The following is an 8,463-nucleotide window of genomic DNA, read 5'->3' as shown; positions in this document are numbered from 1 at the left end:
ATCCACGACCGCGACTCCCACGAGGAGCTACTCCAGGTCCTGAGAGAAGAAGGTGCCCGCGAGATCGGCGGGGTCTTTCATTGCTTCAGCGGCGATTACGAATTCGGCAAGCGGGTGATCGAGGAAAATTTCCACGTTTCCTTCACCGGGATCGTGACTTTCAAGAAAGCCGAAGAGACTCAGGACGCCGCCAAACGGCTGCCCTTGGAGCGGATGCTGATCGAGACCGATTCGCCCTTCCTCACGCCGATCCCCTTCCGCGGCAAGCGCAACGAGCCGGCCTACGTCCGTTACGTCGCCGAGAAGATCGCCGAGCTGAAGGGGCTTAGCGTCGAGGAAGTGGCCGAGCGGACCAGCGCCAATGCCACTCAACTATTTTCATTGGGAGCTTGAATGAATCGTTTCGGCATATTGTTGTTTGAAGGCTGCGAGGAGCTCGACGTCTTCGGTCCTTTCGAGGCCTTGAGCTGCGCTTACAAGCTGGGCGCCGACTTCGAGGTCAAGCTCGGCAGCGCCGAGCCGGTGGCCGAGCTCCGCTTGGCTTACGGCACCCGAATCATTCCCGAAGTCCTCGAACCTAAACCCGGCGACTGGATCGTGGTGCCGGGCGGCGGCTGGATCAATCACTCGGTCAAGGGTGCCTGGTCCGAAGTCCGGCGGGGCGAGCTGCCCCGGCGTTTGGCCGAGTGGAAGAAAAAGGGCGTGCAATTGGCCTCGGTTTGCACCGGCGCGATGCTGCTCGCCGCGGCCGGCCTCTTGAACGGCCGGCGGGCGACGACCCATCACCTGGCCCGGATCGACCTCGAAGGGGCCGGCATCGACTTCGTGGACGCCAAGGTGGTCGATGAGGGCGACATCGTCACCGCCGGCGGGATCACTTCCGGCATCGAGCTTGGCATTTGGCTGACTGAGCGCTTCGCCGGCCCCGAAATCGCTCAGCGGCTGAAGCAGCATCTGGAATATCAAAACGACTTCAAGGTGCTGGCATGAAACTCGACCACCGCCCGCTGCCCGATCCGCACTGCGTCCAAGTCGTCGCCTGCGTCATCGAGCGCCAGGGCGAATTCCTCATCACCAAACGGCTCAAGACCTCGCACCTCGGCCATTGCTGGGAGTTCCCCGGCGGCAAGATCGAGCCCGGCGAAAGCCTGGCCGAATGCGCGGTCCGGGAATGCCAGGAGGAGATCGACGTCGAGATCAAGCCGCTGAAGCTGATCCAAGAGCTGCGTCACGACTATCCCGAAAAGAGCGTCCACCTCTACTTCCTGCTTTGCATCATCCTGGCCGGCGAGCCCAAGGCGATCGAATGCGCCGACTGGCGCTGGGTCCACCCGCGGCTGCTGGGGGAGTATGAGTTTCCGGAGGCGGATAAGGAGATCATCCGGTCGCTGCAGACTACGGTGTCATCCTAGGGCACGGCGTCATCCTGAGCAAAGCGAAGGATCTGCGACTGGCCAAGGAGCTTATGGAATACAGGGCGCCTTCGTTCCACGGAATCCCTCTGAAGTCGCGAAGGGAATAAACTTTACAAAAGAACCTTGATGGGTCGCAGATCCTTCGCTTTGCTCAGGATGACAAAGGGCATGCTCAGGATGACCTCCCCTCGCTCCGCTCCTTCAACACCACCAAGATATATTTCTGAATGTCCCGCATCACGAAGTCGGTCCACAGGCTGGAGTAGAAATTGAAAGGCGTGGTCAGGCGGTAGAAGCTGGTCAAATGGAGCCGGACTTTGCCGGCACCCAAGGGCTCGATCTCGTAGCGGCCCTGCAAAACGTCGAAGTAGGGGCCGCCGACGGTGACGTGCTCGTCCAAGGTCCGCTGGGGGATCGAATCGGGATCGGCGGCGATGTTGAAGCTGAGCGAGCGGCCTTCTTCCCAGTGGTCGATGGTTTCGATGAAGAGGACATGGCCCTCGAAGCTGGCTTGGCGGATCCCGCCGATGCCGGGTCGATCGAGGGTCGCCTCCACCGGCCGGGGGAAGCCGATGGCATGGACCCAGCTGAAGCGATACTCCTCGGGCTTGAATTTCCGCACCTCGATGATTTCCGGCCAGACTGCGGCGCCGGGCGCCGCGATGTCGATGGCGGTGTGGACCTTGCGGTATTCGGTCTCTTGCGAGAAGCGGCTCTCGAGGGGCGCCACCAGGAAGGGGAGAGCGAGCAGGGCGGCGAAGGCGAAGCCGCCGAGACGGTTTCCCCGCATGTCGCGGACCAGCCCGTAGAGCGCGCCGCCGAGGCTCGCCATGATCAAAAAGCTCGGCAGAATCATCACGACGCAAATGGCGCCCTCCCATGCCAGCAATAGCGTGATGCAAGCCAGCACGGCGACGGTGGCCCAGGGCATGAAGATCCGGTACCACCAGTTGCGGCGCCGCGACCATTCGCCGAAAAACACCGTGATCGCTCCGATCACGATCGGCACGATGAAGAGATAGGCCACGGTCATGAGCTTGAAGGTGTTATGAAAGGCCGGATAGCGAAAGGTGAGGAAGGCGACGATGCCGTAAAGCAGGGCCAGGAATAGGGCCATCCAGACCGAGAAGAGCCAAGACATCAGGTTTTTGATCATTAGGATATGTCATCCTGAGCGAAGCGAAGGATCTGCGACTGGCCAAGGGACTTATGCTATCAAGGCCCCTTCGTCTCCCTAGCGCCCTTTCGAAGACCCGAAGGGACTTGGGGCTAGCAAAGGATCTTGGTGGGTCGCAGATCCTTCATCGCTTCGCTCCTCAGGATGATCTCACGTTTTGCAGATAAAATTCAAACGCCGGCAATGGGATAATGCCGATGGTTCAGCTCGAGGAAGTATTCTTTTTTGGCCGGATCATAGCCGATTTGTCGGGCCAGCTCCAAATAAGGCTTGCGGTTGAAACGGGCCTCGAAGGCGCCGCCGCGGACCCGGCAGTAGAAGACGTTGTCCTTGCCGACGTGGAGGCTGCGGGGGTCGAGGTCCTCGCGGTAGCCGCCTTGGAAGACCAGCTCGATCTTATCGGGCATCGGCCGCAGCGATTGGACGACGTAGACCGTGTCCTCGGGGTCGAAATAGCACTCCTCGCCTTGGCAGAGCGCGAAGTAGCGGCCGTCGGGCAGCCGCTCCATCTTCCTCATGAAGAATTTTAGGATATTGGGATCGTCGAAGACCGAGCCGTCGTGCCAGAGCTGGCCCTCGGCATCCAGCCGGTAATTCCAAACTCGAATCGGTTCCTGGGGCTCGGCCATGGCTCGATTTTCGATCAAAGCCGGGACAAAAGCCAGCCTTCGTGGCAAGCTGCTGGCCTGGAGTATCATAGATGCCCCGCGAAGATCTCCATTTCGGCAAGGATTATTATTTCAACGAGGACGGCTTCATGGTCTTCACCGCCGCCTATTTATTGAAGCGGGGTTACTGCTGCGAGAGCGGCTGCCGCCATTGTCCTTACGGCTTCGATCCCATGGGCCCCTCGCGAGCGGAGGGCGCCACCGGACTCAGCGATGGCGAACGAAGCGCATCTCGAGCTTCTCGCCGCCCGCGAAATTAGGCTTCAGCAGGTAATTTTGGCTGCCTTGGCCGAAAACCCTCAGCTCGGCCGTGACTTTGCCGCTTTCATCGCTTTCGATCCGCAGGAAGCCGGAAGGCCGCTCCACCCAGACCAAGTTGACCTTTCGGCCCTTGGGCAGGGGATTGCTGCTCAGCATTTCGGCGATGAAGGCCAAGCTGCTCTCGTCGAGGTTGCCGGAGCGCATCTCGATCGAGGGGATAAAAGCCAAAGGATCTCCGCCGATGAGCAGCTCGTGGAACTTCTCGAGGGCCTTGTTGGGGCTGGGGCAAGAATGGACCCTGGCATCGGAGGTTTCGGCCGGCAAGGGCGTGCTACGGCCCGGGTCCGAAATCCGTTCCCGACCTTCATGGGGCGTCACGGCCGGCGTTCGCGGCGTGGTGCCGCTGCTGCTGGCGGCGCTGTTGAGGCTCAGGAAACTGGAGTCGATCGGTTGAGTGATCGATTCCACTTTTCTCACGCCCTTTTCGGTTTTCCATTCGAAGACGATTTGGACCCCCCGCTCCTTGAGAGCCAGAGTGAAGGTTTGGTCCGGCGCCAATCCGCCGGGTCTTTGCAGCATTTGAGCAAGTGCCATGTCGTCGCGAATCCGCCACTCGCCCGCATAATTGATCTTGGGGCTACGGGTTTGGAGGATCTCGGCCAGCTGGTCATGCAGGTCTTCGACACGGCTCAGGGTCCGGATGGCCGATGTCCCGAAGCCAGGTGCCAGGCCCAAGTTGGGCGAGCTCGATTGATTGTCCGGTAGCCGGAGGGTGGTGAACTGGCTGTCCATCCGGTCGTTGACCTTTTTGTAGATCAAGGCGATCTTGGGCATGCCCTCGAGAAAGGCGATAACGGCCACAAAACCTTGGGGAATCGCGCTTTTCTCGAAGAGCGGACGCAGTCGCGCCTTGAGCACTTCCTGGTCGCGATGGACGATCATTCGGCCTTGGTAATGGATCTCCAGCGACTGGGGGTGGAAGCGGTTCATGTGATTTTCGAGGAGCCCGGCGATGGCCGCCACCGGGTTATCCGATCTTTCCAGCGGCATCTGGGGCAGCCCCTCCGGAATCATGCGGCTCTTCAAGGACGCGGAGCTGTTGGAAGAGTCGGCCGCATTCCAAAATCCTGAGGGAGACTTTCTTCCGCTACCTTGAATCTTGAAAGGCCCATGGAGGGCCTCCCGCCAAGCTTGAGAACGGGGGATGCCGGGGGCGTCGAAGGCCAAACCGGGGCTGAGGGCCTCGAGGCTGGGCAGCTTGGGCAAGGGCATGGATTGCTCCGCCGCCAGGTTGAGCCCGCTTTGAAAATTCGCGAAGCGCCGGCCGAGCAGGGCGTTCGACAGCCCGCCGCCGACCTTCAACTGGGCCATCGTGATGAGCGAGTCCAAAAGCCAAGTATCGCCGCTCGAAATCTGGCGCAGCCCGGTCCAGTGCTCGAGGCCGTGGCCGGCCAAGAGGCCCAGATAGGCGCTGGCTTGGGGAATCGTGGCTCGGGCCAAGGCACCCGCGCCGCTGAGTCGGACGGCCTGCTCGCCGCCCCAGCCCACCAGCTTCAGGCCGCCCAAGGTCAAATAGGCCCCGGCCAATTCCTTTCCGAAAGAGGAATGGGGAGCCGGATTTTCGCCCAAGGCCAAGCGGGCCCCCTGGGTGGCGGCGACGAAGCTCGGCCCTTCCAAGGCAAAAGCGGCGCTTCCGGCCAAGGCCCGGGCTCCGAAGCCGCGAGTCGCGAGGCTGGGGGCCGAGCCCAAGAGCTTTCCGAGCAAGGCAGCCCGTGAAACCTGGAATACCGTGCCGGCGGTGGCCATCCCGAAGAGCAGCGCCGGATTCATCGCCTCGCGGCTGAAGCGGCCGATCGAAAACTCGACCCGCCCGCCGATCGCGCCGCGGCCCTCGATGGCGTCGATTTCGCGGCCGGCCTTCCGGGCGATTGCCGAGGCGGCGGGATTGTTTTGCTGAAGGTGATGGAAAAGGCGGAGAGCCGGCTCCAGCCGGTCTTGCTTGGCCAAGCGCTGAGCCAAGGAGAGGAGGCCTTCGCCGTAAAGCTCGGGATCCCGCTCATGAGAAAGCGATTCGATCTCACGCACGGCGCTTGCGCCCCATGCCGATGTGTCCAGCTCTCGCGCCGCAAACGGCGCGGTAAGCCCCCTTGATTCCATGTGCCCGTCCCTCGGAGAAAAATGAACTTTAGTGCTAAGAGGTCGGTCCGGGCGAGGAAAAGTTGCGCTAAGGGCTAGAAATAGAACTGATATTTCATGGCCAGCCAGCTCAGGCGGGGCCCCAGCTCCCAACTCAACAGGTTGGCCGAAGCCGCTAAGATCAGCGCCACCCACCAAGATAAGTTTAGTTTTTTCCAATAGATAGCTCCTTCGACCAGGATGGCGAAGGTCTCGGCCAAGAGCAGGGTGACGATCAGCTTGCTGTCGGGAAAGGCGATAAAGCCGAAAACCACCAGCGGATGGGTGAGGGCATTGGCCAGCAAGACCAGGAAAAGCACTCGGCCCAAGCTTTTGCGGAACAGCAGGACGCTGAGGAAGACGGCCTCGATGGCATAGCTTTGGAGGAAGAGTTGGAAGTAGCTCATGCCTTGCGCAGCATCAGTAAAATGAAAAGTGTGTTGAAGCCGATCACCGCCGCCAAGCCCGGATTCTCCCAGAGGCCGACTCTTTCGATGCTGAAATGCCTGACGGTGTCGAGGAAGGCCGGGTCGCCGGCCAAGCTGCCTTTCAGCAAGCTCCAAGGGCCGAAGAAGGTCGCGGCCCCCAATTCCGGCGGGGTGGCCGAATAAAAATGCGAGACCATCGAGATCAGGGCGATGGAGATCAGGACGATCAACGAGGGCAGGAATTTTCCCATCAGCGTTTCCTCGCGGCGAATTTTACCGTCAGCTTGAAAACCAAGGCCAGCCCTAAGACGAGCAGCAAGACCAAAGGAATCCCGCCCTCGCGAAGGCCGGGGAGATAGGTGACGAAAAAAATCAGCCAGAGGACACCCATGCCGGTGGCATGGAGAAGCCGCCAGCGCTTGGGGCCGAGCCAATGGAAGGCCCGGTCGTTCGAGGTCAGGGCCAGCAGGCCGGTGAAGAAATAGCCGACGGCGCCGCCGTAGAAGGCGAAATCGAGCGGCCCCATCGTCGCCGGGGCCCGCCGGTAAGCCAGGCCGATCAGGGCCAAGTGAATGAATTGGGAAGCGGCGAAGGCCAGTCCGACGTAGCGCCGCCGCCGGAGCAAGGCCGCGGTCCAGGGCCGGTGCAGCGAGCGCTGGAGGCTGCTGGCCAGAAAGGCCGAAAGAAAAAGCAAAAGGGAGAGCCGGCCGGTCCAGCGGATCGCCCAATGCAGTCCCTCGGCATTAGGGCCGAGGATCGCCAATCCCATGGCGACCAAGATCGATTCAAGCGCGGCAACGAGGAAGGTCAAGCTCATGAGGCCAGGGTTTTAACAATTCGACAAAACCTTGTCAGCTCGGCAGAATATGGCGAAATAGTCGACGTGATTCTTCTGAAATCTCCCCCTTTGAAAAAGGGGGATCAAGGGGGATTTAAAGCGGTTGCCGGAAGAAAAAAGCCGAGGAATCGAGCCTCATTGCTTTACAACGGCTTTCAAATCCCCCCTGCCCCCCTTTTTCAAAGGGGGATAAGGAGGCTCCGTGCAAAACGGCAGTTGGGTGAAATACGTCGTCTTGGCGGCGGTGGCTTTTTTCCTCCTCCTCGGCCTGACGATCGGGGGAATCTTATTTTTCGTCTTCTATCAATTGAAGGAATCGGAGCCGGCCCAAATGGCCGTGACCGTCCTGCGGCAGAGCCCGGTGGCCCAGCAGAATTTGGGCGAGCTTCAGGATACCGGCTGGCCGATCGGAAATTTTTCGACCGACGGCGGCGGCTCGGGCAAGGCCGCCTTCTCGATGTCGGTCCAGGGAAGCAAGGCCAAGGGCAAGTATTACGCCTCGCTCTATCGTCAGCATGGAATTTGGCACTACCAGTCGGGCCGGCTCGAAATGGCCGATGGGCGCTCGCTCGAGATCCCGGGGCCCGAAGCAAGGCCCGGACTGCCGCCGCCGGTGGCCGAAGCGCCGGTCCAACCGCCGCCGGCTCCCGGATCCACCGCCGCCGGCGGGAGGACGCTGCGCCACGATGCCGACACCTCCGGCTGGACCGAGGTCGCCTGGCCCGATCAACCGATCGCTTTCAAGGTTCCAGCGACTTGGAAACAGCTCAACCTGGTCCGCCGCGAAGCCGAGTTCCGGCCCGAGGACCGTTCGGCTTACTTCGTCGGCAACGCGACCTTCTTCGACCAGACGATCCCTTATGAAACTCTCTTTCCCTCGCTCCTGCAAAAGTCGGCCAACCAATTGAAGCGCGGCGAGATCCTCGGCTTTGCCCGCAAGGATTTGGGCAAGGCCCTGGGCCTGCTCGAAATCCAGCAAAGGGGCGACGGCCAGACCACCGCGGTCTGGACCGGCTATTTCGAGGACGAGCGCTACGGCACCGTCTCGCTGACTCTCTTGCTCGGCGCGCCGACGCCGGCCGATTTCGACAAGGCCGAAGCGGTGCTGGGGAGCATTTTGGAGTCAGTGGTGGTGAAGTAGTCATCCTGAGCGAAGCGAAGGATCTGCGACCCACCAAGGTTTTTGAAAGGTCCAATCCCCTTCGTCTCCTCCTAAGAGGATCCGAGGACACGAAGGGGATTCTGCAACCCTAAGTTTCTAGGCCAGTCGCAGATCCTTCCCCCCGGTTTCACTTGAACCTCGCGGCGTTCAACCGGGGCCCCCGCTCAGGATGACAGCCCCTAAATATCGTAATCATTAGGTCGCTCTTTCATCAGCTTGGTCAGCTTCTGCTCCACCGCCTGCAATTCGTCCTTGAGCGAGGTGATGGCGTTCCACTCCGGATCGGGCAGCTCGCCGTGCTCCAAGTCGTAATGCTCCCCGACCACGTTGCGCGGATGC

The 8,463-nt window shown here is 61.0% G+C and carries 11 protein-coding genes; 5 read left to right on the top strand and 6 right to left on the bottom strand.

Features of this window, described 5'->3' with window-relative positions:
- The 3 genes from VJR29_01500 to mutT form a co-directional block, all read left to right on the top strand.
- A partial coding sequence (locus tag VJR29_01500) for a TatD family hydrolase (protein HKY62071.1) occupies positions 1-393 on the top strand: 393 nt, incomplete at its 5' end.
- Positions 394-990 (top strand): DJ-1/PfpI family protein, encoded by a 597-nt coding sequence (locus VJR29_01495; protein HKY62070.1) that lies wholly within the window; start codon positions 394-396, stop codon positions 988-990. It abuts the gene before it with no gap.
- Positions 987-1,412 carry an 8-oxo-dGTP diphosphatase MutT gene (gene mutT / locus VJR29_01490; protein ID HKY62069.1) on the top strand — a complete coding sequence of 142 codons (426 nt, stop codon included), beginning with the start codon at positions 987-989 and terminating at the stop codon, positions 1,410-1,412. Before VJR29_01495 ends, mutT begins: the two co-directional genes overlap by 4 nt.
- A 175-nt stretch (positions 1,413-1,587) precedes the next feature.
- Here mutT and VJR29_01485 read toward each other — a convergent pair whose 3' ends face one another.
- Together VJR29_01485 and VJR29_01480 are read right to left on the bottom strand one after the other, a co-directional pair.
- Entirely contained in the window at positions 1,588-2,571 is a 984-nt protein-coding gene (locus tag VJR29_01485; GenBank protein HKY62068.1) for a hypothetical protein, read from the bottom strand.
- A gap of 191 nt (positions 2,572-2,762) precedes the next feature.
- A complete protein-coding gene (locus VJR29_01480; GenBank protein ID HKY62067.1) occupies positions 2,763-3,290 on the bottom strand; it encodes a hypothetical protein in 528 nt (175 codons plus the stop codon).
- A gap of 2 nt (positions 3,291-3,292) precedes the next feature.
- On the opposite strand from VJR29_01480, the gene VJR29_01475 reads away from it, so the two are divergent.
- Positions 3,293-3,520: a DUF5522 domain-containing protein gene (locus tag VJR29_01475; GenBank protein ID HKY62066.1), complete on the top strand. Its 228-nt coding sequence runs from the start codon at positions 3,293-3,295 to the stop codon at positions 3,518-3,520.
- On the opposite strand, the gene VJR29_01470 is transcribed toward VJR29_01475, so the two are convergent.
- The 4 genes from VJR29_01470 to VJR29_01455 all read right to left on the bottom strand — a co-directional run bounded on the left by VJR29_01470 (position 3,468) and on the right by VJR29_01455 (position 6,941).
- Positions 3,468-5,606 (bottom strand): hypothetical protein, encoded by a 2,139-nt coding sequence (locus VJR29_01470; protein HKY62065.1) that lies wholly within the window; start codon positions 5,604-5,606, stop codon positions 3,468-3,470. The genes VJR29_01475 and VJR29_01470 overlap by 53 nt on opposite strands.
- 146 nt (positions 5,607-5,752) lie before the next feature.
- Entirely contained in the window at positions 5,753-6,103 is a 351-nt protein-coding gene (locus VJR29_01465) for a hypothetical protein (GenBank protein HKY62064.1), read from the bottom strand.
- On the bottom strand, positions 6,100-6,375 hold the full coding sequence (locus VJR29_01460; GenBank protein ID HKY62063.1) for a hypothetical protein: 276 nt from the start codon (positions 6,373-6,375) through the stop codon (positions 6,100-6,102). The genes VJR29_01465 and VJR29_01460 overlap by 4 nt, the downstream gene beginning before the upstream one ends.
- Complete coding sequence (locus VJR29_01455) at positions 6,375-6,941, bottom strand: hypothetical protein (protein ID HKY62062.1); 567 nt, start codon at positions 6,939-6,941, stop codon at positions 6,375-6,377. Before VJR29_01455 ends, VJR29_01460 begins: the two co-directional genes overlap by 1 nt.
- Before the next feature lie 223 nt (positions 6,942-7,164).
- Between VJR29_01455 and VJR29_01450 the strand changes: the two genes are divergently transcribed.
- On the top strand, positions 7,165-8,103 hold the full coding sequence (locus tag VJR29_01450) for a cytochrome c oxidase assembly factor Coa1 family protein (protein HKY62061.1): 939 nt from the start codon (positions 7,165-7,167) through the stop codon (positions 8,101-8,103).
- Positions 8,104-8,463 lie beyond the last annotated feature (360 nt).

The sequence above is a fragment of the bacterium genome, assembly GCA_035281585.1.
GTDB lineage: Bacteria > UBA10199 > UBA10199 > DSSB01 > DSSB01 > DATEDP01.
Note: the sequence above shows the minus strand (reverse complement) of the source record. Positions and strands in the feature narration are given on the sequence as shown.

Bases quoted from the DNA above. Each gene is read 5' to 3' on its own strand.
- VJR29_01495 (HKY62070.1), top strand. From the start codon at position 394: ATGAATCGTTTCGGCATATTGTTGTTTGAAGGCTGCGAGGAGCTCGAC.
- mutT (HKY62069.1), top strand. From the start codon at position 987: ATGAAACTCGACCACCGCCCGCTGCCCGATCCGCACTGCGTCCAAGTC.
- VJR29_01485 (HKY62068.1), bottom strand. From the start codon at position 2,571: ATGATCAAAAACCTGATGTCTTGGCTCTTCTCGGTCTGGATGGCCCTA.
- VJR29_01480 (HKY62067.1), bottom strand. From the start codon at position 3,290: ATGATACTCCAGGCCAGCAGCTTGCCACGAAGGCTGGCTTTTGTCCCG.
- VJR29_01475 (HKY62066.1), top strand. From the start codon at position 3,293: ATGCCCCGCGAAGATCTCCATTTCGGCAAGGATTATTATTTCAACGAG.
- VJR29_01465 (HKY62064.1), bottom strand. From the start codon at position 6,103: ATGAGCTACTTCCAACTCTTCCTCCAAAGCTATGCCATCGAGGCCGTC.
- VJR29_01460 (HKY62063.1), bottom strand. From the start codon at position 6,375: ATGGGAAAATTCCTGCCCTCGTTGATCGTCCTGATCTCCATCGCCCTG.
- VJR29_01455 (HKY62062.1), bottom strand. From the start codon at position 6,941: ATGAGCTTGACCTTCCTCGTTGCCGCGCTTGAATCGATCTTGGTCGCC.